General features: G+C 72.3%; 24 protein-coding genes. 18 read left to right on the top strand and 6 right to left on the bottom strand.

Annotation, left to right across the window (positions count from 1 at the left end; genetic code table 11):
* The first annotated feature begins 173 nt into the window (after positions 1–173).
* Both ACZ7MG_RS26115 and ACZ7MG_RS26110 read left to right on the top strand, forming a co-directional pair.
* On the top strand, positions 174–1,538 hold the full coding sequence (locus ACZ7MG_RS26115) for an FAD-dependent oxidoreductase (protein WP_471380956.1): 1,365 nt from the start codon (positions 174–176) through the stop codon (positions 1,536–1,538).
* Positions 1,539–1,691: 153 nt separating this feature from the next.
* Entirely contained in the window at positions 1,692–2,312 is a 621-nt protein-coding gene (locus tag ACZ7MG_RS26110; RefSeq protein WP_471380955.1) for an L-threonylcarbamoyladenylate synthase, read from the top strand.
* Positions 2,313–2,343: 31 nt separating this feature from the next.
* Here the strand turns inward: ACZ7MG_RS26110 and ACZ7MG_RS26105 are convergent, their stop codons facing one another.
* Both ACZ7MG_RS26105 and ACZ7MG_RS26100 read right to left on the bottom strand, forming a co-directional pair.
* The gene (locus ACZ7MG_RS26105; protein WP_471380954.1) at positions 2,344–3,450 is read right to left on the bottom strand and encodes a DUF6745 domain-containing protein; all 1,107 of its coding nucleotides are present in this window, start codon (positions 3,448–3,450) and stop codon (positions 2,344–2,346) included.
* Positions 3,451–3,519: 69 nt separating this feature from the next.
* Entirely contained in the window at positions 3,520–3,846 is a 327-nt protein-coding gene (locus ACZ7MG_RS26100) for a hypothetical protein (RefSeq protein ID WP_471380952.1), read from the bottom strand.
* Between the two features lie 293 nt (positions 3,847–4,139).
* On the opposite strand from ACZ7MG_RS26100, the gene ACZ7MG_RS26095 reads away from it, so the two are divergent.
* The 6 genes from ACZ7MG_RS26095 (at position 4,140) to ACZ7MG_RS26070 (ending at position 10,262) form a co-directional block, all read left to right on the top strand.
* Positions 4,140–5,108 carry an STM4015 family protein gene (locus ACZ7MG_RS26095; RefSeq protein ID WP_471380950.1) on the top strand — a complete coding sequence of 323 codons (969 nt, stop codon included), beginning with the start codon at positions 4,140–4,142 and terminating at the stop codon, positions 5,106–5,108.
* 36 nt (positions 5,109–5,144) lie between these two features.
* Positions 5,145–6,356, top strand: coding sequence for an STM4014 family protein (locus ACZ7MG_RS26090; RefSeq protein WP_471380949.1), 1,212 nt, complete (start codon positions 5,145–5,147; stop codon positions 6,354–6,356).
* Positions 6,357–6,432: 76 nt separating this feature from the next.
* Positions 6,433–7,239: an STM4013/SEN3800 family hydrolase gene (locus ACZ7MG_RS26085; RefSeq protein WP_471381718.1), complete on the top strand. Its 807-nt coding sequence runs from the start codon at positions 6,433–6,435 to the stop codon at positions 7,237–7,239.
* Positions 7,236–8,612, top strand: coding sequence for an STM4012 family radical SAM protein (locus tag ACZ7MG_RS26080; protein ID WP_471380948.1), 1,377 nt, complete (start codon positions 7,236–7,238; stop codon positions 8,610–8,612). The genes ACZ7MG_RS26085 and ACZ7MG_RS26080 overlap by 4 nt, the downstream gene beginning before the upstream one ends.
* A 13-nt stretch (positions 8,613–8,625) precedes the next feature.
* Complete coding sequence (locus ACZ7MG_RS26075) at positions 8,626–9,516, top strand: STM4011 family radical SAM protein (RefSeq protein ID WP_471380946.1); 891 nt, start codon at positions 8,626–8,628, stop codon at positions 9,514–9,516.
* The gene (locus ACZ7MG_RS26070; RefSeq protein ID WP_471380945.1) at positions 9,513–10,262 is read left to right on the top strand and encodes a thioesterase II family protein; all 750 of its coding nucleotides are present in this window, start codon (positions 9,513–9,515) and stop codon (positions 10,260–10,262) included. Before ACZ7MG_RS26075 ends, ACZ7MG_RS26070 begins: the two co-directional genes overlap by 4 nt.
* Positions 10,263–10,287: 25 nt before the next feature.
* On the opposite strand, the gene ACZ7MG_RS26065 is transcribed toward ACZ7MG_RS26070, so the two are convergent.
* Together ACZ7MG_RS26065 and ACZ7MG_RS26060 are read right to left on the bottom strand one after the other, a co-directional pair.
* Positions 10,288–11,031, bottom strand: a complete 744-nt coding sequence (locus ACZ7MG_RS26065) for a response regulator (protein WP_471380943.1) — start codon at positions 11,029–11,031, stop codon at positions 10,288–10,290.
* Entirely contained in the window at positions 11,028–12,671 is a 1,644-nt protein-coding gene (locus ACZ7MG_RS26060) for a sensor histidine kinase (RefSeq protein WP_471380941.1), read from the bottom strand. The genes ACZ7MG_RS26065 and ACZ7MG_RS26060 overlap by 4 nt, the downstream gene beginning before the upstream one ends.
* A gap of 308 nt (positions 12,672–12,979) precedes the next feature.
* Here ACZ7MG_RS26060 and ACZ7MG_RS26055 point away from each other — a divergent pair, with 308 nt between their 5' ends.
* From ACZ7MG_RS26055 to ACZ7MG_RS26045, 3 genes are read left to right on the top strand one after another with little or no spacing between them, the layout of a single operon-like run.
* Positions 12,980–13,963, top strand: a complete 984-nt coding sequence (locus tag ACZ7MG_RS26055) for a Bug family tripartite tricarboxylate transporter substrate binding protein (protein WP_471381716.1) — start codon at positions 12,980–12,982, stop codon at positions 13,961–13,963.
* Positions 13,960–14,505, top strand: coding sequence for a tripartite tricarboxylate transporter TctB family protein (locus tag ACZ7MG_RS26050; protein WP_471380939.1), 546 nt, complete (start codon positions 13,960–13,962; stop codon positions 14,503–14,505). Before ACZ7MG_RS26055 ends, ACZ7MG_RS26050 begins: the two co-directional genes overlap by 4 nt.
* A 1-nt stretch (position 14,506) precedes the next feature.
* Positions 14,507–16,006: a tripartite tricarboxylate transporter permease gene (locus ACZ7MG_RS26045; RefSeq protein WP_471380937.1), complete on the top strand. Its 1,500-nt coding sequence runs from the start codon at positions 14,507–14,509 to the stop codon at positions 16,004–16,006.
* 29 nt (positions 16,007–16,035) lie between these two features.
* Here the strand turns inward: ACZ7MG_RS26045 and ACZ7MG_RS26040 are convergent, their stop codons facing one another.
* Positions 16,036–16,560, bottom strand: coding sequence for a hypothetical protein (locus ACZ7MG_RS26040; RefSeq protein ID WP_471380936.1), 525 nt, complete (start codon positions 16,558–16,560; stop codon positions 16,036–16,038).
* A gap of 313 nt (positions 16,561–16,873) precedes the next feature.
* Between ACZ7MG_RS26040 and ACZ7MG_RS26035 the strand changes: the two genes are divergently transcribed.
* Entirely contained in the window at positions 16,874–18,796 is a 1,923-nt protein-coding gene (locus ACZ7MG_RS26035; RefSeq protein WP_471380935.1) for an AMP-dependent synthetase/ligase, read from the top strand.
* Between the two features lie 184 nt (positions 18,797–18,980).
* Positions 18,981–20,228, top strand: a complete 1,248-nt coding sequence (locus ACZ7MG_RS26030; protein ID WP_471380934.1) for a DUF4032 domain-containing protein — start codon at positions 18,981–18,983, stop codon at positions 20,226–20,228.
* Between the two features lie 16 nt (positions 20,229–20,244).
* On the opposite strand, the gene ACZ7MG_RS26025 is transcribed toward ACZ7MG_RS26030, so the two are convergent.
* Positions 20,245–21,117, bottom strand: coding sequence for a universal stress protein (locus ACZ7MG_RS26025; RefSeq protein WP_471380933.1), 873 nt, complete (start codon positions 21,115–21,117; stop codon positions 20,245–20,247).
* A gap of 58 nt (positions 21,118–21,175) precedes the next feature.
* Between ACZ7MG_RS26025 and ACZ7MG_RS26020 the strand changes: the two genes are divergently transcribed.
* The 5 genes from ACZ7MG_RS26020 (at position 21,176) to ACZ7MG_RS26000 (ending at position 26,354) form a co-directional block, all read left to right on the top strand.
* Positions 21,176–21,532, top strand: coding sequence for a VOC family protein (locus tag ACZ7MG_RS26020; RefSeq protein WP_471380931.1), 357 nt, complete (start codon positions 21,176–21,178; stop codon positions 21,530–21,532).
* An 85-nt stretch (positions 21,533–21,617) separates the two neighbouring features.
* Entirely contained in the window at positions 21,618–23,294 is a 1,677-nt protein-coding gene (locus ACZ7MG_RS26015) for an NAD(P)/FAD-dependent oxidoreductase (RefSeq protein ID WP_471380930.1), read from the top strand.
* A gap of 19 nt (positions 23,295–23,313) precedes the next feature.
* The gene (locus ACZ7MG_RS26010) at positions 23,314–24,831 is read left to right on the top strand and encodes an ATP-binding protein (RefSeq protein ID WP_471380928.1); all 1,518 of its coding nucleotides are present in this window, start codon (positions 23,314–23,316) and stop codon (positions 24,829–24,831) included.
* The gene (locus ACZ7MG_RS26005) at positions 24,828–25,178 is read left to right on the top strand and encodes a UBP-type zinc finger domain-containing protein (protein ID WP_471380927.1); all 351 of its coding nucleotides are present in this window, start codon (positions 24,828–24,830) and stop codon (positions 25,176–25,178) included. The genes ACZ7MG_RS26010 and ACZ7MG_RS26005 overlap by 4 nt, the downstream gene beginning before the upstream one ends.
* Positions 25,179–25,376: 198 nt before the next feature.
* A complete protein-coding gene (locus tag ACZ7MG_RS26000; RefSeq protein WP_471381714.1) occupies positions 25,377–26,354 on the top strand; it encodes a pyridoxal-phosphate dependent enzyme in 978 nt (325 codons plus the stop codon).
* Positions 26,355–26,403 lie beyond the last annotated feature (49 nt).

Genomic DNA, 26,403 nt, shown 5'->3' with positions numbered 1-26,403 from the left:
GCTCAGGCAAACACATCCGGGCGCAGACACCTCCGGTCGGCCGTCCGGCATTCCCCCGGATGGCATAAGATCGCTTTATGAGGTCATAGACCCGACCCGCGTACCTGGTAAGGGTTACCTTAGTTTAGGGTTGCCGTCGAGACGCTTTTCTTCCGCTCGAAGGGAACCTGAACATGCCCCGCCCTCTGCGGGTAGCCATTGTCGGAGCCGGACCCGCCGGGATCTACGCCGCCGACGCGCTGCTGAAGTCCGACGTAGCCACCGAGCCCGGTGTGTCCATCGACCTCTACGAGCGGATGCCCGCCCCGTTCGGACTGATCCGTTACGGCGTGGCCCCCGACCACCCCCGCATCAAGGGCATCATCACCGCCCTGCACCAGGTGCTCGACAAGCCCCAGATCCGTCTCTTCGGCAACGTCGACTACCCGTCGGACATCAACCTGGACGATCTGCGCGCGTTCTACGACGCCGTGATCTTCTCCACCGGTGCCACGGCCGACCGCGCGCTCGACATCCCCGGCATCGACCTCGACGGCTCCTACGGCGCGGCGGACTTCGTCTCCTGGTACGACGGCCACCCGGACGTCCCGCGCACCTGGCCCCTGGAGGCCGAGAAGGTCGCCGTCCTCGGTGTCGGCAACGTGGCGCTCGACGTGGCCCGCGTCCTCGCCAAGACGGCGGACGAGCTGCTCCCGACCGAGATCCCCGCGAACGTCCACGAGGGCCTGAAGGCCAACAAGGCGCTGGAGGTCCACGTCTTCGGCCGTCGCGGCCCGGCGCAGGCGAAGTTCTCCCCGATGGAGCTGCGGGAGCTGGACCACTCCCCCAACATCGAGGTCATCGTCGACCCCGAGGACATCGACTACGACGAGGGCTCGATCGCGACCCGGCGCGGCAACAAGCAGGCCGACATGGTCGCGAAGACCCTGGAGAACTGGGCGATCCGCGACACCGGCGACCGCCCGCACAAGCTGTTCCTGCACTTCTTCGAGTCGCCCACCGAGATCCTCGGCGAGGACGGCAAGGTCGTCGGCCTGCGCACCGAGCGCACCGCCCTCGACGGCACCGGCAACGTCAAGGGCACCGGCGAGTTCAAGGACTGGGACGTCACCGGCGTCTACCGCGCGGTCGGCTACCTCTCGGACAAGCTGCCCAAGCTGCCCTGGGACGTCGAGTCGGGCACCGTCCCGGACGAGGGCGGCCGGGTCATCGAGGAGACCGGCGCGCACCTGCAGTCGACGTACGTCACCGGCTGGATCCGGCGCGGCCCGGTGGGCCTCATCGGGCACACCAAGGGCGACGCCAACGAGACCGTCTCCAACCTCCTGGACGACTTCGCGAACGGCCGGCTGCACGAGCCGTCCGCGCCCGCGCCGGAGGCCGTGGACGCGTTCCTCGCCGAGCGGAACGTGCGCTTCACGACGTGGGAGGGCTGGTACAAGCTCGACGCGGCGGAGAAGGCGCTGGGTGAGCCGCAGGGCCGGGAGCGCGTGAAGATCGTCGAGCGTGAGGACATGCTGCGGGAGAGTGGCGCGTAGCGCTCCGCTCCGGGGCAGGGCGGGGCAGGGGGGCTGTGGGCGGTTGTTCGGCTGCGGGTTGTTCGTGGCTGGTCGCGCAGTTCCCCGCGCCCCTTTCAGGGGCCTGCGGCCCCATCGAGGGGTGCGCGGGCCTCTGAGGCATAAGCTCGTCCAATGGCCAAGTACTACGACGTGCATCCCGACAATCCTCAGCCGCGTGCCATCGGGCAGGTGGCCGACAGTGTTCGTCAGGGTGGGCTCATCGCGTATCCGACGGACTCCTGCTTCGCGCTGGGGTGCCAGCTGGGCAGTCGTGACGGGATCGAGCGGATCCGTACGATCCGGCAGCTCGACGACCGGCATCACTTCACCCTGGTGTGCGAGAACTTCGCGCAGCTGGGGCAGTTCGTGCACGTCGACAACGACGTGTTCCGGGCCGTGAAGGCGTCGACGCCCGGCAGCTACACCTTCATCCTCCCCGCGACGAGGGAGGTGCCCCGCAAGCTCCTGCACCCCAAGAAGAAGACCGTCGGGGTACGCATCCCCGACCACCGCGTGGCCCAGGCCCTGCTCGCGGAGCTGGGTGAGCCGCTCGTCTCCAGCACCCTGCTGCTCCCCGACGAGGAGGAGCCGCTGACGCAGGGCTGGGAGATCAAGGAGCGCCTCGACTACCTGGTCGACGCGGTGGTGGACTCCGGGGACTGCGGCACCGAGCCGACGACCGTCATCGACTTCTCCAGTGGCGAGGCCGAGATCATCCGCAAGGGCGCGGGCGACACCTCACGCTTCGAGTGACGCCCGGAGGTCTCAGGGGCGTCGTCGGCGCTCAGGTCTGCCGCAGCGGCTCGTACGCCTCCGCGCTCAGGCCGAACGTCCAGGCCACCCCCTCCCGGGCCGTCGTCGTCGTGGGCGGTACCCGCAGCCAGTAGGTGCGGCTCGTGCCGTCGGGCTCCGGTGTGGAGTTGACGACCTCGACCATCACCACGTCCTCGTCGCCGGGCAGGGCCGTCCGCCAGAGCACGCCGGTCTCGTCGCGGTGCACCGGCCGGGCCCCGGACTCCGCCAGATAGCGGTCGTAGCCGTAGAACTCCAGCATCACCCGGCGCAGTTCCGCGTTCTCCTCGGACCGGATCCGCTCGGGCGTCAACGTGCCCAGCTCGTCGAGGAACTCACCCGGGACGGGCAGGCCGCGCCAGGCGTGCAGGGCGAAGCCGTCGGCGTAGGCGAGGGCGGGCCCGTCGCACCGGTCGAGCCGGCCCGCCTCGTCGCGGTGCAGCTCCACGGGCCGCTCGGCGACGACCGCGACGTGCTCGTACGGCCACCACCAGCCCGCCGTGCGGGCCACCTCGGCGAGTCCGTCGAGGCCGGGGGCGTCGTCGAGGGCGGCCAGCCAGGCCGCGTCGTGCTGTCCGAGGACCGCGTCCAGCAGCAGGAGCCGGATGCCGGTCTCGTCCTTGCGGCCGGCCGGGGCCAGCGCCTCGACGACACCGGTGCGGACGCGGTCGATCAGCGGCCGGGTCGTCTCCCAGAGGTCGGCGCCCGTCGCCCGCCAGTGGTCGCCCCAGCCGGTGGGGCCCAGCCGGGTGTGCAGGGCGGCGCGTGCGGCGGCGACGGGTCTGTTGCGGACGGCGTCACGGACGCTCGCCCCGCCCACCCCGGCCATCCCGGTCACCTCGCCCACCCCGGCCATCCCGGTCACCTCGCCCACCCCGGTCGCCGGCGGTGCCTCGCCGTCGCCTGCCGGTTCGCCCGACAGCAGGTGTACCGCCTCCAGGGGCGAGCGGGCCCATACGATCCGCTCGGGTTCCCGCAGCCCCGCCCGCCGGTAGGCGAGCCGTACGCCCGCCTCGGCCCGCGCCCGGTCGACCGCTCCGGTGGCCGCCGCCACCGACCGCCAACTGGCCTGTTCCGTCACGCCGTTCCCCTTGGTCATCGTCCTGTCCCGCCCCCTGTGCCGTCGTGCCTTCGTGGCGTCGTGCCTTCGTGCCGTCGTGCCGTCGCGTCAGTCCGCGACGATCCGCACCGACCCCGGTACGTACTCGCGCTGCCGTATCACCCGGTACCAGCCCTTGGGCAAGGAGATGGCCGCGTGCTCCTCGTGGACGACGCGGGCGCCCTCCGGGACGTGCAGCAGCATCGGTCCGAACACGCTCGTCTCGCGGATCAGGCGGCCGGGGCCGACCACGGCGTGCGCGTGACCGGTGACCTCGCCGAGGGCGAGGACGAGCCGGCCGCGCCCGTCGCGCGGCTCCGAGGCGGCGTCGAGCGCGCCGCCGGGCACGGCGCTCTCCGCCAACGGCGCGATGAGGACGTCTCCTTGCCGGTACATGGGTCTCCCTCCCGTCGGGCACTCTCCGTGCCACGAGACGACCGTAGGGGCACCCACTGACAATCGGCCCGTGCGGGCCTCGCGGACCGTTCTCCGGGGCGGGGTGCGACGGTTGTCCACAGGACCGAGGTGCGTTGTTTATCCACAGGACAGGGGTCCGCCGCACACGTTGTCAGTCGTTCTTGGTAGAACTCCCGTACCCGGCGGCGCTGTGTGCTCCGGGTGCGCAGCGGGCGGACCGGGCACGGGCTCGGTGGCCGCCCATGGACAGGGAACGAAGGGGCGGGGCGCACATGACCATCGGGAGCCATCTGGAGGATTTCCACGGCCTGCCGGTCCACCGTTTTCCCAGCTCGGTGAAGGGCCCTGAGGGTGCCGCGCACCTGCCCGCCGCCGAGTCGGTGGCCTGGAGCATCGCGGTGGACTCCTACGACAGCGAGGAGGAGTGGGAGGCGGCGTTCGCCCGGTTCCTGGACTCCGTCGACACCGAGAAGGTGCGGGCGCTGGTCGTGGGGGCCTGGAGCGAGGCGTACGACAGCGGCCCCGAGGGGATCGTCGAGGCCCTGGTGGCGGCGAAGGACCGGCTGCCCTCGCTGCGGGCGCTGTTCCTCGGCGACATCGTGATGGAGGAGTGCGAGATCTCCTGGATCAACCAGGGCGATGTGGGCCCGCTGCTGAACGCCTTCCCGGAGCTGGAGGAGTTCGGGGTGCGCGGCGGCCAGGGGCTGGTCTTCCCGGCGCTGCGGCACGAGCGGCTGCGGACGCTGACGGTCGAGACCGGCGGGATGCCCGTGGAGGCCGTCCGGGGTGTCGCGGGCAGTGAACTGCCGGCCCTGGTGGAGCTGGACCTGTGGCTGGGCACGTCCGAGTACGGCGGCGACTGCGAGGTGGCCGACCTGGCGCCGATCCTCGCGGGCACCCGGCTGCCCGCCCTCAAGCATCTGGCGCTGCGCAACAGCGAGATCCAGGACGACATCTGTGTAGCCCTGGCCTCCGCGCCGGTGGTGGCCCGCCTCGACGTGCTGGACGTGTCGATGGGCGTCCTCACCGACGACGGCGCGACCGCGCTGCTCACGGGCCAGCCGCTGACCCACCTCACCACGCTGGACCTGCACCACAACTACCTGAGCGCGGCGATACGCGACCGCCTCCGGGACTCCCTGGAGGCCGAGGGGGTCCAGGTCGACGTCGACGCCGACGACGCCGAGTCGGACGAGGAGGAGGACGGCACGGTCTGGCGGTTCGTCGCGGTGGGCGAGTGAGCGCGTAGGCGTACGGGGGCGAAAGGGGGGCGCGTGGTGTCCGGTTGGAGTGGTGCGGCGGGGGTGGGGCCCGGTCCGTACAGGTGGGTGGTCGTCGGGAACGGGGAGAACCGGCGGGTCGGGCTGTTCGTCGCGGCGGCCGAGGCGGCCGGTTTCGGTACGCCCCGTGTCGTGGAGTGGCGGGACGTGCTGCGCGACGGCGGGCACGACTTCGCCGACGACGAGATCGTGCGGCTGGACTCGCCGGGCGAGAACGCCGAGGTGGACCGGCTGCTGCGGGGTGTCGACGATCCGACGCGGGTGGAGGGCTCGGCCGTCTGGTACGCCCGGTTCCTGGCGGCGGTGGGTTCGTTGCGGGGCGGGGTGCGGCTGGACGATCCGGCGGATCTGCCGGTGCTGTTCGACAAGCGGCTGTGCCACGCCCGGCTCGACGCGGCCGGGGTGCCGGTGCCCCCGTCGCCCACCTCGGGCGACGCGCCGCCGGTGCGCGGCTGGGACGACGTACGGGCGGCGATGCGGGAGCACGGCATGCCGCGGGTCTTCGTGAAGCCGGCCCACGGGTCCTCCGCGTCCGGTGTGCTGGCCGTCGAGTCGTCGGGAGCGGTGTCGGGAACGTCGTCGGGGACAGGGCGAACCGGCGGGCGGATCCGGGCCACCACCTCCGTGGAGATGGCCCCCGACGGCCGGCTGCACGCCCCGCCCCGGCTGCACAACTCCCTGCGGGTGCGGCGCTACACGGACGAGCGGGAGATCGCCGGCATCGTCGACGCCCTCGCGGCCGACGGTCTGCACATCGAGCGCTGGCTGCCGAAGGCGTCCGCGCACGGCAGATCCGCCGATCTGCGGGTCCTGGTCGTGGCGGGCCGGGCCACCCACGCCGTCGTCCGCACCAGCCGCTTCCCGATGACCAATCTGCATCTCGGCGGGGCGCGGGGCGATCTGACCTCGGTCGTGGACGCGGCGGGTGACCGCTGGCGGCAGGCGCTCGACATCTGTGAGCGGGCCGCTGCCTGCTTCCCGGGCACGCTGTGCGTCGGCGTGGACCTGCTTCCGGCGATCGGCTGGCGCCGGTTCGCCGTGGGCGAGGTCAACGCGTTCGGCGATCTACTGCCCCGGCTGACCGGACTGCCCGGCGGCCCCGCGGAGGGCCTGGACACCTATACGGCCCAGCTCGCGGCAGTACGGAGCGCGCTGCTCCCGACGCCCTCGCACCACCCCCAGGCAAGGAAAGACCATGCGCCCTTCTGACCCGGCCGACACCGGCACGGCCGACCCCGGCACGGCCGTCGATCCCACTCCGCCCGACATGGGCGACCTGCCCGACATGAACGAGGTGGTGGGCCGCGACGACCTGTTGCTGCTCACCCTCGACACCCTGCGGTACGACGTGGCCGTGGAGCTGGCGGCAGCGGGCCGGCTGCCGAACCTGTCCGCCCATCTGCCGGGCGGTGTCTGGGAGAAGCGGCACGCGCCCGGGAGTTTCACCTACGCCTCGCACCAGGCGATGTTCGCGGGGTTCCTGCCGACCCCGGCGGCGCCGGGGCCGCATCCGCGGCTCTTCGCGAGCCGGTTCGCCGGCAGTGAGACGACCGCGGGCCGCACCTTCGTCTTCGACAGCCCCGACCTGGTGTCGGCGCTCGCCGGGCACGGCTATCGCACGGTGTGCGTCGGCGGGGTCGGCTTCTTCAACAAGCAGGGGGCGCTCGGCAGTGTCCTGCCGGGCCTGTTCCAGGAGAGCCACTGGGAGCCGGAGTTCTCCGTGGCGTCACCGACGTCCTTCGAGTCCCAGGTGGCCCGTGCCGAGCGGATCGTGGCCGAACTGCCCGCCGGGCAGCGGCTGTTCCTCTTTCTCAACGCCTCGGCGCTGCACCAGCCGAACTGGTTCCATCTGCCGGGCGCGACCCGGGAGGCGGGCGACAGTCCGGCCACGCACGCGGCGGCCTTGGAGTACATCGATCGGCATGTCGGGCGGCTCTTCGCCGCGATGAGTTCCCGGCGTCGCTGCTTCGCCGTCGTCTGTTCCGACCACGGGACCACCTACGGCGAGGACGGCTACACCGGGCACCGCCTCGGCCACGAGGCCGTGTGGACCGTCCCCTACAGCCACTTCTTCCTGGAGCCGTCCGCATGACAGTGACCGCCGGCGAGACCGGCACCGCGACCGAGCCCGAGGCACCGGTCCGCCCCTATCAGCACTACGTCTACGCCTACCCGCACAAGACGGCCTACCGGGAGCTGCCCGGCGCCCCGCTGCTCGCGGACCTGTGGGCCGGTGAGTCCCGGCAGGCGCTGTCGCTGTACGCGCACATCCCGTTCTGCGAGGTGCGCTGCGGCTTCTGCAACCTGTTCACCCGGATCGGCGCGCCGGACGGGCTGACCGGCCGCTATCTCGACGCCCTCGAACGGCAGGCGATCGCCGTCCGGGAGGCGCTCGGGGACGCGGAGCCGCCGCGGTTCGCGAACGCCGCGTTCGGCGGTGGCACCCCGACCTTCCTGGAGGCCGCCGAGTTGGAGCGGCTGTGCGACATCGCCGAGCGGCACATGGGCGCGGACCTGCGGGCGATCCCGCTGTCCGTGGAGGCCTCCCCCGCCACCGCGACGGCCGACCGGCTGACCGTCCTGGCCGAGCGGGGCGCCACCCGGCTGAGCCTCGGCGTGCAGAGCTTCGTGCCGGAGGAGGCGCGGGCGGCCGTACGGCCGCAGCGGCGCTCCGACGTGGAGGCGGCGCTGTCGCGGGTCCGGGACGCGGGCATCCCCGTCCTCAACATCGACCTGATCTACGGCATCGACGGGCAGACGGCGGCCAGTTGGCGGCGGTCGCTGGACGCGGCCCTCGCGTGGCGGCCGGAGGAGATCTATCTCTATCCGCTGTACGTACGGCCGTTGACCGGCCTCGGCCGCCACACGGACCCGGAGGTCGCGGACCGCGACTGGGACGAGACGCGGCTGCGGCGCTACCGCGAGGGCCGCGACCATCTGCTCGCGCACGGCTATGAGCAGGTCTCCATGCGGATGTTCCGCCGTACGGACGCGCCGCCACAGGGCCCCGACGACTATGCCTGCCAGACCGACGGCATGATCGGCCTGGGCTGCGGCGCCCGCTCGTACACCTCGAAGGTGCACTACTCCTTCGACTACGCGGTGAACATGGGCCAGATCCGCACGATCATCGACGACTACACGGCCACCGAGGACTTCGGGCGGGCCGTGCACGGCCGTGAGGTCGACGAGGACGAGGCGCGGCGCCGCCATCTGCTGCAGTCGCTGCTCCAGGCGCGGGGGCTGCCGGTGGCGGAGTACCGGCAGCGGTTCGGCTCGGACCCGTACGCGGACTTCCCCGGGGAGCTGGACCTGCTGGCGGCGCGCGGCTGGCTGGCGGAGGCGGGCACGGGCGGGGGGCTGCTGCGGCTCTCCGCCGAGGGGCTGGCCCATTCCGACGCGATCGGCCCCGGCTTCTTCTCCCCCGCCGTGCGGGCCGCGATGGCCGCGTACGAGCTGAAGTGACGGGGCCGGGACCATGGACCTGACGATTCTCTACCGGGGACCTCTCGCCTCCTGCGACTACGACTGCCCCTACTGCCCGTTCGCCAAGCGGCGCGACTCGACGGCGCAGTTGCGGGCCGACCGCGCGGCCCTGGACCGTTTCACCGGCTGGGCGCGGGAGCAGTCCGGCGACCGGCTCTCGGTGCTGTTCACGCCGTGGGGCGAGGGGCTGGTGCGCTCCTGGTACCGCGAGGCGCTGGTCGGCCTCTCCCACGAGCCGCACATCGACCGGGTGGCGATCCAGACGAATCTGAGCTGCCGTACCGAGTGGCTGGCGGAGGCCGACCCGGACACGGTGGCGCTGTGGTGCACGTACCACCCCGGGCAGACCCCGTACAAGCGGTTCCTCGGCAAGACCCGTCGGCTGGCCGAGTTGGGCATCCGCTTCAGTGTGGGGATCGTCGGTCTGCCCGAGCATCTGGAGCACGCCCGGCGGCTGCGCGGGGAGCTGCCGGAGCGGGTGTATCTGTGGGTGAACGCGGCCGACGGGCACACGTACACCGACGAAGAGGCGGCGGTGTGGAGCGAGTTGGACCCGCTGTTCCCCTTCAGCCGTCATCCGCACCGCTCGGCGGGCCGCGCCTGCCGTACCGGCTCCACGGTCGTGTCGGTGGACGGGGAGGGGACGGTCCGGCGCTGCCATTTCGTCAAGGCGGAACTGGGCAACCTGTACGACGGTTCGTTCCGCGCGGCGCTCGCGCCCCGTCCGTGCCCACTGGCCGTCTGCGACTGCCACATCGGGTACGTCCACCTGGAAACGCTACCGCTGTACGACGTCTTCGCGGGCGGCGTCCTGGAACGCGTACCGACAATGGAGGCTCGGCTGCACGTACGAACAGACATCGGAAAGCGAGTGAGTTCATGACCTCAGCGGTCAACAGCGGTGTGTGGATCCGTCGTTACCGGCCCGCCCCGGAGGCGGCGGTACGGCTGCTGTGTCTGCCGCACGCGGGCGGCTCGGCGAGCTACTACCTGCCCATGGCACAGGCCCTCACCCCGGCCGCCGATGTGCTGGCCGCGCAGTATCCGGGGCGCCAGGACCGTTACGCGGAGCCGCCGGCGGAGAGCATCGCCGAGCTGGTCGAGGGGGTCGTCGGGGCCCTCGGCGGGGACGACGGCCGTCCGCTCGCCCTGTTCGGGCACAGCATGGGCGCGGTGGTCGCGCACGAGCTGGCGCTGCGGCTGGAGGCGGCGGGCCGGGCCCCGGTCCGGCTGTTCGTGTCGGGGCGGCGCGCCCCCTCCACGCCTCGGGACGGCAGGCAGCTGCACCGGGTGAGCGACGCCGAACTGATCGAGGCCGTACGGCGGCTGGACGGCACCGACGGGCTGGTCTTCGAGGACGAGGAGCTGGTCCAGCTGGTGCTGCCGGCGCTGCGCGGTGACTACAAGGCGCTGGACACGTACGAGCCGCGCCCCGGCGTCCGGCTGGCCTGCCCGGTCACCGTGCTCACCGGCGACGCCGACCCCGTGACCCCGGTGGACTACGCGCGTGCGTGGGCGGACCACACCACCGGGCCGACCGAGGTGTCCGTGTTCCCCGGCGGCCATTTCTACCTCAACGACCGGTCGGGGGAGGTCGTCGACGTCGTACGACGGCACCTGGGGCTGTAGCCGAACCGGCGGGTCCCGGTCGGCGTCACACCCGCCAGCTGTAGCGGCGCTCCGGCCGCCCGGCCACGCCGTAGCGCAGGGAGACGTCGGCGCTGCCGGTGCCGTGGAAGTACTCCAGGTAGCGGCGGGCGCTGACGCGGGAGATGCCGGTGAGGGTGGCGCACTCGGTGGCGGAGAGGGTGCCGTCGGCGGCGCGCAGGGTGCTCTCGATCAGCTCAGCGGTCTCGACGCTCATGCCCTTGGGCAGGGCCCCGGCCGCCGAGGCGGGCGCGGTGGCTCCGGCGAGGACGCGGTCGACGTCGGCCTGGCCGCGGACGACGGTGGTGAGCAGCCGTCCGCGCTGGGCTGCGTACCGCTGGAGCCGGGAGCGCAGTTCCTCGAACTCGAAGGGTTTGAGGAGGTAGTCGACGACGCCGTGGCGGACCGCGCCGCGCACGCTGTCGGCCTCCCGGGCGGCGCTGATGACCATGACGTCGCAGTCGTGACCGGCGGTGCGCAGCCGGGGTATGACGTCGAGGCCGAAGCCGTCGGGGAGGTAGAGGTCGAGGAGGACCAGGTCGGGGCGGAGTTCGTCGACGGCGGCGACGGCCTGTTCTCCGGTGCTGGCGACACCGACGACGCGGAACGGCTCGACGCGTTCGACGAAGGTGCGGTGGACCCGGGCCACCATGAAGTCGTCGTCGACCACGAGCACGTCGATCGTGCCGGAAGTGCTGCTCAGGGCGGACGGGCCGGTGCCCCTTCCGGGCGGGCTGCTCGTGCCGGTCATGGTGTCGCTCCTTCCGCCACCGCTTCGGCGAGGTGGCTGACGGTCATGCGGGCGGTGAACATGGCCCCGTCCGGGGTGTTGGTCACCGAGATCTCACCGCCGTGGCGTTCGCAGACCAGGCGGGTGAGGGCCAGGCCGATGCCGCGTTCGCCTTCCCGGGCGGCCTTGGTGGTGAAACCGTGGGAGAAGACCTCACGGGCGAGTTCGGGGGCCACGCCGGGGCCGGAGTCGCGGACGACGATCTCCACGCTGGAGGCGTCCTGCCGCAGCTCCACCTCGACCCAGGCCTCACGGTCCTCGGCGCCGCCCCAGGTGTCGGGCTCGTCGGGCGCGGTCGTGGTGGCGGCGGCGTCCACGGCGTTGTCGACGAGGTTGCCGACGACGGTGGCCACGTCGGCGGCGTCCTCGGGGGCGAGCCGGTCGAGGTTGGTGTCGTCCGAGATGCGCAGGGTGACCCGGCGTTCGGCGGCCAGCGAGGTCTTCGCGGTGAGGAGGGCGGCGACGGCGGTGTCGCGGACGCGGCGGCTGAGGGTGACGTCGAGGGAGTGGCGGTGCCGGCTCAGCGCGCGGATGTAGTGGACGACCTCGTCCTGCTCGCCGATCTGGATGAGCCCGGAGATGGTGTGCAGCTGGTTGGCGAACTCGTGGGCCTGGGCGCGCAGCAGTTCGGAGGAGCTGCGGAAGGAGCCGATCTCCCGTTCCAGGCGGGCCAGTTCGGTGCGGTCCCGCAGGGTGGTGACGGAGCCGAGGGGGCGGCCGTCCTTGGTGACGGTCATCCGGTTCATCACCAGGACCCGGCCCCGGCGGATGACGACCTCGTCGCGCTGGTGGGGTGCCTCTTCCTGGGCTCCGGCCAGCACGTCCCGCAGGCGTCCCTCGATACCGAGGTCGGCGAGGCTCTTGCCGACGCAGTCCTCGGGCAGGTCCAGCAGCCGGCGGCCCATCTCGTTGACGAGGGTGAGCCGGTGGTGCGGGTCCAGGGCGATCACGCCCTCGGCGATGCCGTACAGCATGGCCTCGCGGTGTTCGGCGAGACCGGCGATCTCCTGGGGCTCCAGGCCGAGGGTCTGCCGTTTGACGCGGCGGGCGAGCAGCCAGGAGCCGACGAGGCCGAGGCCGCTGGCGATGCCGAGGTAGGCGAGGAGGTAGGAGGAGGCGCCGCTGAGGCGCTGCCACACGGTCGGGGAGGCCTCGCCGATCATGACCGTGCCGAGGAGACGGCCGAGGTTCTCGTCGGTCGTCGCGCCGAGCACGGGCACCTGGGCGACGAGTTCGCGGCGGCCGTCGAGGGTGAGGGCGCCGGACCAGCCGCGGCCCGCGACGGCGCCCTCGCCGGTGGGCAGCGGGTCGCCGATCGCGGTGGGGTCGGTGGAGGTGACGATCCGGCCCTCGGCGTCGGCGACGGTGACCGAGGTGACGCCCGACTGGGTCTGGGTGGAGTTCACCAGGGGTGCCAGCGCCTCGTGCGCGACGGGCCGGGCGAGCCGGTCGCGGACCAGGGGGTTGGCGGCGAGCTGCTCGGCGAGCGCGGTGACGCGGCGGCCCTCGACCCGGTTGAAGGTCGCCGCCGACTGCGTGAGCGAGACCGCCGCGACCGCGAGCAGCACCACCACGACGATGGCGAGCTGGAGGACCAGCATCTCGCCTGCGAGGGTATGGCGACGGAACACCACGGCGGACTCTTCTCTCGTGCAGATCTCTCGTGCCGACGCCGTCCCGGGCGTATCGCGGCTGGGCGCCGACTCGTGCGGCGGGGCCCCATCATGGCGCTCACACGGGGTGCGGGAAAGAGAGGTGTGGGGGACGTGCTCATAAGGTGACAGGGGCCGTGACCACTACGACCACAACCTCCGTTGCTTCCGCAAGTGAGGCAGGCCCGCCTCTTGTGGGCACGCTGTGTCCCAGGTCACCCTTCCCCCCTCGACCCGACCGACAGGTGGTGGCATTCGTGCAGCTGCGCACCCCCCTCGCCCTGCTCGGGGCGGCCGTGCTCCTGCTCGTGGGGCCGCCGCTGCTGACGACCGGCAGCGGCGCCGAGAGCGGCACGCAGATACCCGGCCTGCGCTTCATGGTGCCGAACACGCCGGGCGGCGGCTACGACATCACGGCGCGGACGGCCGCGAAGAACGCCGAGGACGCCGGGCTCACCCACAACATCGAGGTGTTCAACCTGCCCGGCGCCGGTGGCACGGTCGGGCTGAGCCGGCTGGTGAGCGAGCACGGCAACGGCAAGCTCGCGATGTCGATGGGGCTCGGTGTCGTCGGCGCCGTCCGCTCCAACGACGCGCCGAAGACCCTGGCCGACACCACCCCGATCGCCCGCCTCACCGAGGAGCAGGACGTCGTGGTGGTCGCCAAGGACTCGCCGTACAAGACCATCGACGAGCTGATCGGGGCGTGGAAGGACGACCCGGGGAAGCTGCCGGTGGGCGGCGGGTCGGCGCCGGGCGGGCCGGACCATCTGGCGCCGATGCTGATGGCGCAGGCCGCCGGGATCGCGCCGAAGGACGTCAACTACATCCCCTTCGACGGCGGCGGTGAGCTGCTGGCCTCGATCCTCGGCAACAAGGTCGCCTTCGGGGTGTCCGGGGTCGGCGAGTACCTGGACCAGATCAGGGCGGGCGAGCTGCGGCTGCTCGCGGTGACCGGGCCGAAGCGGGTCGCCGGGCTGGACGCGCCGACCCTCCGGGAGGCGGGCTACGACGTGAACTTCACCAACTGGCGCGGCATCGTCGCCCCGCCCGGTCTGACCGAGGCCGAGCGCGACAAGCTGACGCGGCTGATCGAGGAGCTGCACGACTCGCCGGAGTGGCGGCAGTCGATGAAGCAGAACGGCTGGGACGACGCGTTCCTCACCGGCGACGCGTTCGGCGACTTCCTGGACGCCCAGGACAGGCGCGTGGTGTCGGTGCTGAAGGAGCTGGGCCTGTGACCACGGACACGGACACCACCGGCACTCCCCCGGCCCCCGCGCCCGAGCCCCGTTCCTGGCTGCGCGACCACTCCGAGCTGGGCGTCTGCGTCCTGCTGCTGGCGCTCGGCGTCCTGGTCCTGACCGACGCGCTCACCATGGACGTCGACATCGCGCAGCGCGGGCCGGTCGGCCCGAAGACCGTGCCGATCGTGGTCGGGGCCGGGCTGCTGCTGATCGCCGCGCTGCTCGCGGTGGACGTACTGCGGGGCGGGCGGGGCGAGGCCGAGGGCGGCGAGGACATCGATCTGTCCGAGCCGGCGGACTGGCGCACGGTGCTGCTGCTCGCCGGGGTGTTCCTCGGCGCGGCCGTCCTCATCGAGCCGCTCGGCTTCCCCATAGCCGGCGCCCTGCTGTTCTGGGGCGCGGCGTACGCCCTGGGCAGTCGGCGCCTCGACCGTGATCCGCTGATCGCGGCCGTCATCTCGCTGGTCACCTACGCCGTGTTCAACAACCTGCTCGGGGTGCCGCTGCCCGGCGGTCCGCTGATGGGAGTGCTCTGACATGGACGCCTTCAGCTCCCTCCTCGACGGTTTCGGCACGGCCCTGACGCCGATCAACCTGCTGTGGGCCGCGATCGGCGTCCTGCTGGGCACGGCGATCGGGGTGCTGCCCGGCATCGGGCCCGCCATGGCGGTGGCGCTGCTGCTGCCGGTGACGTACGGGCTGAACCCGGTCGGCGCGTTCATCATGTTCGCGGGCATCTACTACGGGGCGATGTTCGGCGGGTCCACCACCTCGATCCTCCTCAACACGCCCGGGGAGAGCGCGGCCGTGGTCGCGGCGATGGAGGGCAACCCGATGGCGAAGTCGGGGCGCGGCGCGCAGGCGCTGGCCGCGGCGGCCATCGGGCACTTCGCGGGCGGCATGGTCGGCACGCTCCTGCTGGTGGCGCTGGCGCCGAAGGTCGCCGAGCTGGCGGTGGACATCGGTGCCCCGGACTACTTCGCGATCATGGTGCTGGCGTTCATCGCCGTGACGTCCGTGCTGGGCTCGTCCCGTGTCCGGGGTCTCGCCTCCCTCCTCATCGGTCTGACGATCGGCCTGGTGGGTCTGGACCAGATGACCGGACAGCAGCGGCTGACCTTCGGTTCCCTCCAGCTCGCGGACGGCATCGACGTGGTGATCGTCGCGGTCGGGCTCTTCGCCATCGGCGAGGCCCTGTGGGTGGCGGCGCATCTGCGGCGCAGTCCGCCGGAGCCGATCCCGGTGGGCCGGCCGTGGCTCGGCCGCTCCGATGTGAAGCGGACCTGGAAGTCCTGGGTGCGGGGCCCGTTCATCGGCTTCCCGTTCGGCGCGATCCCGGCGGGCGGCGCCGAGATCCCCACCTTCCTGTCGTACGTCACCGAGAAGCGGCTGTCCAAGCACAAGGACGAGTGGGGCAAGGGCGCCATCGAGGGTGTCGCGGGCCCGGAGTCGGCGGCGTCGGCCTCGGCGGCGGGCACCCTCGTCTCCATGCTGACCCTCGGCCTGCCGACCACGGCGGTCGCGGCGGTCATGCTGGCGGCCTTCCAGCAGTACGGCATCCAGCCCGGCCCGCTGCTCTTCGAACGTGAGCCCGACCTGGTGTGGGGCCTGATCGCCTCGCTCTTCGTCGGCATGGTGCTGCTGCTCGCGCTCAACCTGCCGCTGGCCCCGCTGTGGGCGAAGCTGCTGCGCATCCCGCGGCCGTATCTCTACGCGGGCATCCTCTTCTTCGCCGCGGTCGGCGCGTACGCGGTCGGCGGTGAGGTGATCGACCTGGTGATCCTGCTGATCATCGGCCTGATCGGCTTCGGTATGCGCCGCTACGGGCTGCCGGTGCTGCCGGCCGTCATCGGTGTCATCCTCGGCCCCAACGCGGAGCAGCAGCTGCGGCGGGCCCTGCAGATCAGCGACGGCAGTGTGAGCGGCCTGGTGAACACACCGTTCTCGGTGACGGTGTACGTGATCATCGCGGTGCTGCTGGCCTGGCCGCTGCTGAAGCGGCTGGTGATCCGGAGGCGCACGGCCGGGGTCTCGTGAAAACGGCTGCGCCGCTCAAGGTGGGGCGCTCAGCTCGCGCCGCGCTCCGCCTCCTCGTGCAGGAACGCGCTGATCTGGCCGGCGATGTCGGCGCGGCCCGGACCGCCCGCCGGGTCGAGGAGGTCCTCGTCGACGCCGATGCCGCCGGACCACAGATACCGCTCGGTCCACTCCTCGTCGGCCCGCAGCTGGACCTGGATGTCGAACTGGGTGAGGTGGGCCTCGGGGGCGGCGGCGTACAGGACGGAGGTCGCGCGGCGCAGCGGGTAGAGGTCGAAGCCCTCGATGAAGCGGGAGTTGCGCCAGTCCAGGAAGGCGCTCTCGCCGTCGGGCCCGGTGCGGATGTCGAGCTGGCCGTCCTCCAGGTGGAGGCCGATGTGACCGGTGCCCCGGTTCTCCACGGTCACCCGGAACACGAAGTACGTCAGGCCCTCGGCGGCGTCGTCGCGTCCCCGCGGGGGTTCCGCGCACTCCACTCCGTGGACGCGCACACGCAGGCCGGCCAGATCGCCGTCGTACTCCTGCCAGTCCCCGATCACATTGGGCTCGCGCACCGTCCACCTCTCCACATCGGCGGGACACCTCCCGCGTTCGCGCGCACCACAGTGCCACACCCGTCGGACGTCCGGGTTCGGGGTATTACCGCCGGTCAGAGGTGATCAAGCCGTGTGCAGCGACGATTGCCGGGAGGGTGCCGCGAAGGGGGTCCGGCACGTGCCGTACATCACGTTCACGGCCCACAGTGCGGATGGGGGCGGCCGACTTGTCGATTCCCCGGGCGGGCCCGCGCGCCGTGCGCTACGTTCGATCACCGCCGGTTGGCGCACCGTCGGCGAGATCTCGTGCAGGGAAGGTTCTGAGCGTCGCATGGGCAACTTCGGCATCGCTCCGTCGACGGGCCCGGCCATGGCCGGAGGGCTGGCCGATCCGGTGTTCGAGACGGCACACCGTGATCCCGCCCTGCCGCAGCTGGCCCGCCGCGATCCCGAGGCGCCGGGCACCTGGAACCGGGTGAGCGCCGCCGAGACCCGGGACGAAGTGGTCGATCTCGCCAAGGGGTTGATCGTGTCCGGGATCCGGCCGGGCAACCGGGTGGCCGTGATGGCGCGGACCCGGTACGAGTGGACGGTGCTGGCCCTCGCGCTGTGGGCGGTGGGCGCCGAGATCGTGCCGGTCTACCCGACGTCGTCGCGCGACCAGATCGAGTGGATCCTGCGTGACGCGGCCTGTGTGGGTGTGGTCGTCGAGGACGAACAGGGCGTCATGACGGTCGGCTCGGTGTGCGCCAAGCTCCCGTTGCTGCGGCACGTCTGGCAGTTGGACGCCGAGTCCCTGCCGCAGCTCGTCGAGGCGGGCCGGGACGTGCCGGACGCGACGGTGGACTCGCTGCGCCGCATCGTGATGCCGGACTCCACCGCCGTGATCGCCTACACCTCCGGCACCACCGGCCGGCCCCGGGGCTGCGCGCTCTCCCACCGCAGCCTGGCGAGCCCCTGCGACGTCCTGCTCGCCGGGTGGCGGCAGACCGCGGCGGCACCCGGTGAACAGCCCGCCATCCTCGCCTTCCTGCCGTTCTCGCACGTCTACGGCCTGATGATCCAGGGGATGTGTCTGCGCGGCGGCATGCTCCTCGCGCACGAGCCGGAGCTGACCGAGAAGGCGCTCTCCGCCGCCCTGCGCTCGTTCCGGCCGACGTTCCTCTACGGAGTCCCGTACGTCTTCGAGAAGATGTACAAGAACTTCCTGCGCACGGCCCAACAGGCGGGCCGGGGCCCGCTGTTCGAGCGGGCCGTGCGCACCGCGCAGGAGTACGCGCTCGCCGTGGAACGGCAGCGGCTGGACACGGGCCCCGGCCCCGCCATGGACCTGCGCCTCCAACACGCCTTCTACGAGAAGACGGTGTACCGCAAGATGCGCGCGGCGCTCGGCGGCCGGGTGCGCGGCGGCTGTTCCGGCGGCTCCCCCCTCAACCGCGACCTGACGCTGTTCTACGCGGGCATCGGCATCGTGATCCACGACGGGTACGGCCTGACGGAGACCGGCGGGGGCATCACCGCCCAGCCGGTGGGCCGGGAGAAGTTCGGCACCGTGGGCCGTCCGCTGCCGGGCACCGAGATCCGGGTGGCGCGGGACGGAGAGATCCTGGTCAACGGGCCCTCGGTGTTCCAGGGCTATGTCAACGACGAGGCGGGCACCCGGGCCGCGCTGCAGGACGGCTGGCTGGCCACGGGGGACATCGGGCGGCTCGACAACGAGGGGTATCTGTCGATCACCGGCCGCAAGAAGGAGATCATCATCACCAGCGGGGGCAAGGGCGTGGCCCCGGCGCCGCTGGAGGAGCAGCTGCGGACGCATCCGCTGATCCACCAGGCCGTGGTCGTGGGCGACAACCGGCCCTGTGTGGGTGCCCTGATCACGCTGGACCCGGAGTTCCTCGCGCACTGGCGGGGTTCGCTGTCCGCGCCGGGTGAGCTGCTGGGCCGGGAGGCGCGGGAGGAGAACGCCCTGCGCCAGGAGGTGCTGCGGGCGATCGCGGCGGCCAACAGCACGGTGTCGCGCTCGGAGTCGATCCGGGTCTACCGCATCCTGTCCGAGCCCTTCGACCTCGCCAACGGTCTGCTGACGCCGTCGATGAAGCTGCGCCGGGACACCATCGTGCAGCGGTACGAGGCGGAGATCGAGGCGATGTACGCGACGTCCGCGCGGGGCGTGCGCCGCGCCGCCGCGGAGGAGTTCGGGGGCTGGGACGACTCGGACTCCGACGACGTGTTCCGCCGCGCCCGGCACTGACGCCCGCCCGGCATTAGTCGCCCGCCGCGGTCGTCGTACCTGACCACAGGTCGGGCCGCTGTTGACGAAACGGTCCTCCGGATGCGGAGATGCTCCAGGCACCCGCGGGCAACCGCTTGCCCACAGCGACTCGGCACCCCAGCACTCCGCACCACCGTGACACGAAGGCAGAGGACCAGGACCCATGGCACTGCAGATCAGCGCCACCAACCCCGAACACCCCGCGCTGCTGCTCGAACTGCCGTGGCACCTGCCGCTGGAGGAGTGGCCCGAGCACCACCTCGTACCGCTCCCCCGCGGTATCTCCCGCCACGTCGTGCGCTACGCCCGCGCCGGCGACGAGGTCGTCGCCGTCAAGGAACTCGCCGAGCGGCCCGCCCTGCGCGAGTACGAGCTGCTGCGCGACCTGGACCGGCTCGGCATCCCCGCCGTGGACGCCCTCGGTGTGGTCACCGGCCGCACCGACGAGGCGGGCGAGCCCCTGGAGTCGGTGCTGATCACCCGGCATCTGGGCGGCTCGATGCCGTACCGCTCGATGTTCGAGACGACCATGCGCCCGGCCACCATGCACCGGCTGATGGACGCCCTCGCCGTCCTGCTGGTGCGGCTGCACCTCGCCGGGTTCGCGTGGGGCGACTGCTCCCTGTCCAACACGCTGTTCCGGCGGGACGCGGGCGCGTACGCCGCGTATCTGGTGGACGCCGAGACCGGCGATCTGCATCCGCAACTGAGCGGCGGGCAGCGGGAGTACGACCTCGATCTCGCCCGGGTCAACATCAGCGGCGAGCTGCTGGACCTGGAGGCGTCCGGGGCGCTGCACCCGTCGGTGGACGCGATCGAGTTCGGCAACGAGATCTGCTCCCGCTATCACAAGCTGTGGGAGGAGCTGACGCGCCGATCGGTGTACCCGGCCGGGAAGTACCACTACATCGAGCGCCGGATCCGCCGGCTCAACGACCTCGGTTTCGACGTCGCCGAGATGCAGATCGAGCACGCGGACAACGGCGACACGGTGACCTTCGTGCCCAAGGTCGTCGACGCGGGCCACCACCAGCGGCAGCTGCTGCGGCTGACGGGGCTGGACACCGAGGAGAACCAGGCCCGCCGGCTGCTGACCGACCTGGAGAGCTGGATGGCCACCCAGGACGACTACGCCCCGGGCGACCCCCTCGGCGCCCGCCCCGAGGTGCTGGCCCACCGCTGGGTGCGGGAGGTGTTCCGGCCGACCGTGCGGGCCGTCCCGCTCGAACTGCGGGGCTCGGTGGACCCGGCGGAGATCTACCACCAGCTCCTCGAACACCGCTGGTACCTGTCCGAGCGGGCCCAGCACGACATCGGCCTCGACACGGCGGTGAAGGACTACATCGACAAGGTCCTGCCGAGGACGCTGGCGCTGTTGCCGCCGACGGTGGACGACGTCACCCCGATGTGAGCCACGGGGCGGGTCCCTACTTGTGCGGGACGACCGCCACCGGGCAGTGCGCGTGGTGCAGGACGCCGTGGGCCACCGAGCCGATCCGGGCGCCGACGGCCGTACGGCGGGCGCGGCGCCCGACCACCATCAGCTGGGCGCGCCGGGCCACGGACAGCAGCACCTGCCCGGCGCTGCCCATCTCGACGTGCCGGACGACCGGCACGTCCGGGAACCGCTCCCGCCAGGGCTCCAGCGCGGCGGCCAGCGCCTTCGTCTCGTACGGCTCCAGGCCGCCGGCCTCGTCGAGGAGCTTCAGCGAGCCGGGGCTGTAGGCGTACAGCGGCGGCAGCGCCCAGGCCCGGACCGCGCGCAGGGTCGCGCCCCGGGCGGCGGCCGTCTCGAACGCGAACCGCAGGACGTCGGCGCTGTCCTCGGGTGTGCCCTGCTGGCCGACGACGACCTCGCGTCCGGCGGCCTCCCCGGCGGGGCTGTCCTCGGCGCGGACCAGCACGACCGGGCGCGGCGAGCCGACGATGACCTGCTGTCCGACGGAGCCCAGCAGGAAGCCGACCACCGCACCGTGTCCGCGCGAGCCGAGCACCAGCGTCTCGGCGTGCTCGGCGGCCCCGACCAGGGTGTCGACCGGCGCCCCCTCCACCAGGTCCGTCGAGACCTCCAGCTCCGGGTGCCGCTCGGCGACCCCGCGCACGGCCTCCGCGAGCGCCTCCCGGGCCCACCGCTCCTGTCCGTCCCGGTCCACAGTGATCGCCTCGTGCGGCTCCCACCGCCACGCGTGCACCACCCGCAGCGCCAGGCCCCGGCGTACGGCCTCCCGGCCGGCCCAGGCCAGCGCGGCCAGACTCTCGGTCGTACCGTCCACCGCGGCGGTGATCGGGCGCGTCGTCATCGGCCACCTCTCTGTTCCTCACATGGCTGACATGGCCAGTCTTCACTACCCTCGCCACATGGCCTTGGAGTGGGAGCAGTTGGTGGTGGACGCGAGCGATCCGGTGGCTCTCGGGAGCTGGTGGGCCGAGGCGCTCGGGTGGGTCGTGGTCGACGACTCCGCCGAGGAGTACGAGATCCGTCCGGCCCCGGACCGGCTTCCGGGCCTGCTGTTCGGGCTCGACCCCGGGGCCAAGGCCGGCAAGAACCGGCTGCACCTCGACTTCCGGCCCGTCGACCAGGAGGCGGAGGTCACCCGCCTCCTCGCTCTCGGCGCCCGGCACGCGGACGTCGGACAGACCGGTGAGGAGCCGTGGGTCGTGCTCCAGGACCCCGAGGGCAACGAGTTCTGCGTCCTGGCCCCGCGCAGGCGCTGAAGCCCCGGGTCCCCGGCTCCGGGAAACCGAGCGAACCCGGACGGTCGAACATACGATGGGCCCATTGGGCTCGGGGTGGAGGCGTATGACTCAGGCGGTCGGTCCGGCGCGGAACGTGATCCTCACGGTGGATGACGATCCCGGGGTGTCCCGCGCGGTGGCGCGGGATCTGCGGCGCAGGTACGGCGAGTCGTACCGGATCGTCCGGGCGGAGTCCGGGCAGGCCGCGCTGGAGGCCCTGCGGGAGCTGAAGCTGCGCGGCGACCAGGTGGCGGTGATCCTGGCCGACTACCGGATGCCGGAGATGAACGGCATCGAGTTCCTGGAACAGGCCCTGGACGTCTATCCGGGCGCCCGGCGTGTCCTGCTCACCGCGTACGCCGACACCGGCGCGGCGATCGACGCGATCAACGTCATCGACCTCGACCACTATCTGCTGAAGCCGTGGGACCCGCCGGAGGAGAAGCTCTACCCGGTCCTGGACGACCTGCTGCAGGCCTGGCGGGCCGCCGACCGCACCTGCGCGGGCACCACCAAGGTGGTCGGCCACCGCTGGTCGGCACGCTCCTCGGGCGTACGGGAGTTCCTGGCCCGCAACCAGGTGCCGTACCGCTGGTTCTCCTCGGACGAGCCGGAAGGGCGGCGGCTGCTCGCGGCGGCCGGCGCGGACGGCGATCGGCTGCCGCTGGTCGTCACCCCGGACGGTACGCCGCTGCTCGCGCCGGAGGACCCGGAGCTGGCGGAGAAGGTGGGGCTGGCGACGACTCCGGCCCAGGAGTTCTACGACCTGGTCGTCATCGGCGGCGGCCCGGCCGGGCTCGGGTCGGCCGTGTACGGAGCCTCGGAGGGGTTGCGGACGCTGCTCGTGGAGCGGTCGGCGACGGGCGGACAGGCCGGGCAGAGTTCCCGGATCGAGAACTACCTCGGGTTCCCCGACGGTGTGTCCGGCGGCCAGCTCACCGGCCGGGCCCGTCGCCAGGCCACCCGGTTCGGGGCGGAGATCCTCACCGCGCGCGAGGTCAGCGGCCTGGAGGTGAACGGGTCGGCGCGGACCGTCCGGTTCTCCGACGGTTCGGCGGTCGCCGCGCACAGCGTGATCCTGGCGACCGGCGTGTCGTACCGGCAGCTCGCCGCGCCCGGCTGCGCGGACCTCACCGGCTGCGGGGTGTTCTACGGCTCCGCGCTGACCGAGGCCGCCGGCTGCCAGGGGCAGGACGTGTACATCGTGGGCGGCGCCAACTCGGCCGGGCAGGCGGCGATGTACCTGTCCCGGGGCGCCAAGTCGGTCACCCTGCTGGTCCGCGGCGACTCGCTGACCGCGTCGATGTCGCACTATTTGATCCAGCAACTCGCCGAGGCACCCAACATCTTCGTGCGGCCCGGCACGGTCGTCGAGGCCGCGCACGGGACGAAGCAGCTGGAGCAGCTGACGCTGAAGGACATCGCGAGCGGGCGCGAGGAACTCGTCGACGCGCAGTGGCTGTTCGTGTTCATCGGGGCCGAGCCGCACACCGACTGGCTGGAGGGGACCGTGCTCCGCGACGAGCGCGGGTTCATCGTGGCCGGGCCCGACATGACTCCGGACGGGAGTCCGCCGGCGGGTTGGGAGCTGGACCGGCCGCCGTACCACCTGGAGACCAATGTGCCCGGGGTGTTCGTCGCCGGGGACGCGCGGTCGGAGTCCGCGAAGCGGGTCGCGTCCGCGGTGGGAGAGGGAGCGATGGCCGTGATGCTGGTGCACCGATATCTGGAGCAGTCGTGAGGGCCGCCGGGGCGTGGTCATGAGCGGGCAGCCGTCGCCGTGCGACCGGGCCGAGCTGGGCCGGCTGTTCCTGTTCGAGAAGCTGGACCCCGGGCAGCTGGACCGGCTGTGCCACGAGGGCCGGGTGGAGCGGTTCGAGCCCGGCCCGGTCTACCGGGAGGGCGAGCCGGCCACCTGCTTCTTCGTGCTCCTGGAGGGCACGGTGGTGCTGTCCCGGCAGGTCGGCGACGACGACGTGGAGGTCAGCCGCAGCTCCCAGATCGGGGTGTACGCGGGCGCCTTCCAGGCGTATCTCGGCGACCAGGCGGACCAGGCCCGCTACAAGGGCTCGATGCGGGTCACGGTCCCCTCCCGCTTCTTCGTCCTGCCCGCGGCCTCCTTCGCCCAGATCATGCGGGACTGGTTCCCCATGGCCGTCCATCTGCTGGAGGGCCTGTTCTTCGGCAGCCAGAACACCCAGCGGACCATCAACCAGCGGGAACGGCTGCTGGCGCTGGGCTCGTTGTCGGCCGGGCTGACGCACGAGCTGAACAACCCGGCCGCGGCGGCCGTCCGGGCGACCTCGGCGCTGCGGGAGCGCGTGGCCGGGATGCGGCACAAGCTCGGGGTGATCGCCGCCGGGCCCTACAAGCGGGCCATGCTGGAGACGCTGGTCGACCTTCAGGAGCGGACCGCCGAGCAGGTCGCCAAGGCGACCCCGCTCAGTCCGCTGGAGGCCTCCGACCGGGAGGACGAGCTGGGCGACTGGCTCGACGACCACGGCATCGCGGGCGGCTGGCAGCTCGCGCCGAACTTCGTGCAGGCCGGGCTCGACACCGAATGGCTGGACCAGGTCGCGGCGGCGGTGGACGAGCACGCCCTCGAAGGGGCGGTGCGCTGGCTCAACTACACCGTCGAGACCGAGCTGTTGATGAACGAGATCGAGGACTCCACGACCCGGATCACCCAGCTCGTCGACGCGGCGAAGCAGTACTCGCAGCTGGACCGCGCGCCCTACCAGAACGCCGACGTCCACGAACTCCTCGACTCCACCCTGCTGATGCTCTCCGGGAAGATCGGCGAACGGATCGAGGTGGTGAAGGAGTACGACCGCACGCTGCCGCGCATCCCCGCCTATCCGGGTGAGCTGAACCAGGTGTGGACGAACCTGATCGACAACGCGGTCGCCGCGATCAACGACGCCGGCGGCACGGGCACGTTGACGGTCCGGACGGCACTGGACCACCGCGACCAGGTGCTGGTGGAGTTCCGCGACACGGGCCCCGGTATCCCGGAGGAGATCCGGGGCCGGATCTTCGACCCGTTCTTCACCACCAAGCCGGTCGGCCAGGGCACCGGGCTCGGCCTCGACATCTCCTGGCGCATCGTCGTCAACAAGCACCACGGCCACATCGACGTCAGGTCCCGGCCGGGCGAGACCCGTTTCCAGGTCTTCCTGCCGCTGACGGCACCCGCGGCCGACCTGGACCTCACGCTCGCCGACGATCCCGACGCCGGCCCGGACCACACCCCCGACGCGTCCCAGGAGACCTCATGACCCTGCCCGCCGGAATCGACCCCGCCGCCGCGCCGAGCGGTGACGGATGCGTGGACTGCGACGCGGCCGGCGGCTGGTGGTTCCACCTGCGGCGCTGCGCCCAGTGCGGCCACATCGGCTGCTGCGACTCCTCCCCGGCCCAGCACGCCACGGCCCACTCGAGCACCACCGGGCACCCGTTCGTGCAGAGCTACGAACCGGGCGAGTCCTGGTTCTGGAACTACGAGACCTCCGAGATGTACGAGTCTGGGCCCGACCTCACCCCACCCCTCAGCCACCCCGCCGACCAGCCCGCCCCGGGCCCGGCGGGGCGCGTCCCGCAGAACTGGACGGAGGCCCTGCGGTGACGTGAACGGGTCCCCCCCCCGGGGGTAATGTCCGAGGGCGAGTGCGGGTCCGGTGGGGCTTCTCGCGCAGTTCCCCGCGCCCCTGAAAGACGAAAAGCACGGGGCGCAGCCCCTGCTTTTCAGGGGCGCGGGGAACTGCGCGACCAGCCCCCACCGGACCCGCGGACAACCCCGCCCACCGAACGGAGTGACATCGTGTTGATCGGGATCGGCGAGATCCAGGACACGGCCCGGCAGATCGCCGGCCACGTCGTGCGGACCCCCACCGTCGCGAGCCCGGGACTGTCCACGCTCCTCGGCGCCCCGGTGACCACGAAGCTGGAGCTGCTCCAGCGGACCGGCTCCTTCAAGGCCCGCGGCGCCACGGCGAAGCTGCTGTCGCTGACGGACGCCGAGCGGGCGGCCGGGGTCGTGGCCGTCAGCGGCGGCAACCACGGCATCGCGCTGGCGCACATGGCGGCCGCGCTGCACATCAAGGCGACCGTGGTGATGTCGAACACCGCCCCGCGCCGCGCCGTCGACCTCGTCGAGGCGGCCGGGGCCGCGCTGCGGCTCACGGACGGGATGGCGGAGGCGTTCGCGCTGACCGAGCGGCTGCGGTCGGAGGGGCTGACCCTCGTCCACCCGTTCGACGACCCGTTGGTGATCGCCGGTCAGGGCACCGTCGGCCTGGAGTTCGCCGAGGACCTCGTGGCCACGGGGGACGTCGGCGCGGTCACCGATGTGCTCGTCAGCATCGGTGGCGGCGGGCTCGCCGCCGGTGTGGCGGCGGCCTTCAAGGCCCTGCTCCCGGGTGTGCGGATCTGGGGCGTGGAGACCGTCGGTGCCACGGCCATGGCCGCCGCGATCGAGGCGGGCGGACCCGTGACGGTCCCGCTCTCCTCCGTCGTCACCACGCTCAGCGCCCCCTCCGCCTCGCAGCTCACCTACGACCATGTGGCCGCCCACGTCGAGGACGTCCTCGTGGTCTCCGACGCGGAGGCGGTCCAGGGGGTCCTCGACTTCGCCGAACACGCCAAGGTGTGGGCGGAACCCGCCGCCGGATGTCTGCTGCCGGCGGCCCGGCAGGTCCTCGACCGGGTCGGCTCGGACGCCCGGCTGGGCCTGGTGGTCTGCGGCGGCAACGCGACGACGTCCGACATCGCGGAGTGGGCGCGGCGGTTCGGGCTGGACTGAATCGAACAGCCCGCCCCAACAACCCTGCCGCGCACCTCACTTGACGTAG

It is taken from the genome of Streptomyces sp. NPDC107538, assembly GCF_055657445.1.
The sequence above is the reverse complement of the archived record's forward strand: the minus strand, read 5'-3'. Positions and strand labels throughout refer to the sequence as shown.